At 55.0% G+C, this 2,012-nt stretch carries 4 protein-coding genes; 3 read left to right on the top strand and 1 reads right to left on the bottom strand.

Annotated features, from left to right (window positions below; translation table 11 throughout):
* The 3 genes from KJ653_06510 to KJ653_06500 all read left to right on the top strand — a co-directional run.
* Window positions 1–244, top strand: a 244-nt coding sequence (locus KJ653_06510; GenBank protein ID MBU0685479.1) for an FprA family A-type flavoprotein, incomplete at its 5' end; no start/stop codon positions are given.
* Window positions 245–358: 114 nt separating this feature from the next.
* On the top strand, window positions 359–613 hold the full coding sequence (locus KJ653_06505; GenBank protein MBU0685478.1) for a DUF504 domain-containing protein: 255 nt from the start codon (window positions 359–361) through the stop codon (window positions 611–613).
* Between the two features lie 72 nt (window positions 614–685).
* Window positions 686–1,549 carry a DMT family transporter gene (locus KJ653_06500; GenBank protein MBU0685477.1) on the top strand — a complete coding sequence of 288 codons (864 nt, stop codon included), beginning with the start codon at window positions 686–688 and terminating at the stop codon, window positions 1,547–1,549.
* Here KJ653_06500 and KJ653_06495 read toward each other — a convergent pair.
* A partial coding sequence (locus KJ653_06495; GenBank protein ID MBU0685476.1) for a phosphohydrolase occupies window positions 1,546–2,012 on the bottom strand: 467 nt, incomplete at its 5' end. The genes KJ653_06500 and KJ653_06495 overlap by 4 nt on opposite strands.

Genomic DNA, 2,012 nt, shown 5'->3' with positions numbered 1-2,012 from the left:
GCACCCAGTAGCCGCATACGCGACCCTCCTCGTCAAGACGCTCAGAGCCCCGACGAAGTACGGCGTAGTTCTGACATCGTTCGGATGGTCTGGGGGCGCGGTGAAGCAGATCCAATCTCTGCTCGAGGGGTCCAAGCTGGAAGTCCTCGGCGTCGTGGAGGTCAAGGGTCCACCGAAGAAAGCAGAGTTCGACAATATCGCGGACCTGGCAGACAAGATCAAAGAGAAGCTGGACCAGCTCTGAGATCCTCAAACCTTCGCGCAAACCCTTTGTTCTCCATTTCCCTTTCGTCAGAACTGGCGGGCTGTTCTCCTCGCGCGGAAACGATGATATCCCCGGAACGAGGTGAAGACGCGGATGGTCTACCCGAGACAGGTCCTCAACAAGCTACGTTGGACCGAAGGCGAGTCACTGGACGATGCCGTGATATGGTACGTCCATAGAGGGGCTCCTGGAGATGCCATGAAGATCGCAGGGCGCGAGATCAGAGCGCTTGGAAGGGGCTTCTTCGAAACCGATGAGGCGACCATCCCATACCACAGGATCCTCAGGATCGACTCGAAAGGAGGAACGCTGTTCGAGAAGGACAAGAGGGCGAAAGGACTCGTCTGATTTCTCTTCTCGACGACACGCGCTGGATTGGAGTGGAAACCCTTATCTAGACAATGCTTATCGCCTGGATTGATGGAGCTCCTTTGGCTACCTTTCTCGATTGCCACCATAATGATGTATGGTTTCGGTCAGGTTTTTGCCAAGGAGACCAGAACACACGTTTCCTCCGCAAATCTCCTCATCATGCTAGGAGCGAACATACTCGTGATGTGGAGCGCCTACTGGATCGTGTTCCACGAACCCGGATCCTTCCCGCTATCGACCTGGCTCCAGGCGGCGGCAGCTGCAGCCCTCTCGGGTGCTGCGTTCATCACCTACTACGAATCGCTCAAGCACGGCAAGGTGAGCATCGTCGGGACCATTGCAGGGGCATACGCTCCTTGGACAGTAGTCCTTGCGCTCATCTTCCTTAGAGAGACGATGGGCATCAGCGAGGCCGCAGGCGTGGTCCTCGTCGTGGCCAGCATGCTCATTTTCACATACTCCCCGAATGGAAACAACGGCAATGAAAGGAAGAAGACCGAACTTCTGGGGATCGCATTCGCCATATGCTCCCTATTCTTCTGGGGGACATCCGCTGCCCTCGCGAAGGGTGCGATTTCTGACATAGGCGACACCAATTTCATCGGCGTCTACGCACTGATATGTCCGGCAATCTGGATAGTCTACTGGCTCGCTAGAGAGAAGGGTAGGTTCGAGAGGCCAAAATCGAACGGATGGGTCCTGGAGCTCTCAATGCTCTTCTTCGCAGGAGGGGGCATAACGCTCTACCTTGCGATCCAGAATGGCAATATGTCCATCGTGTCGCCGATAACGAACCTCTATCCGTTGGTCACGATAGCTGTCGCGAAGCTGAGATTGAAGGAGCAGCTGACATTGAGACAGATCATCGCCTTGGCGATGCTGTTCATCTCGATCCCGCTATTCTCCATCTAGACGTTCTTGTACTTGCCGTCGGAGAAAACGATCCTGTCGAGTATCCTCAGTTCCGGAGGCGTCTTTGACGGGGTCAAGTCGGCCACGATCTCGATGTAATCCCTCAACGGGCTCTTGGCGACCTTATTCCCCAGAGTCTCCTGGACCTGGTAAATCCCTGCCGAGTTGGACATGTTGACATGGATCTCGATGAGTTTCGTCTTGCCCTTGTATATGTCAACCGATTCGATGGAGAGAGCCGATATCGAGTGGATATCATGCTTGCCCATGTCGAAAGACAGCCTACCTCTGCCTTTGGTTATGTCGCATCCGTCTGCAATCACGACGATGGCGCTCTCGATCGTAAGAGCGTTCTCGCCAACATCGTGGGCGTAGAGCGCGTGAAGGATCTGTTCGATCACTGCGGTCCTCTTGGACACATCGGGATAAAGGCTCGGGAGAATCCGCTCGAGAAGGCCCTTCG

Source organism: Candidatus Thermoplasmatota archaeon (assembly GCA_018814355.1).
GTDB lineage: Archaea > Thermoplasmatota > Thermoplasmata > UBA10834 > UBA10834 > COMBO-56-21.
The sequence above is the reverse complement of the archived record's forward strand: the minus strand, read 5'-3'. Positions and strand labels throughout refer to the sequence as shown.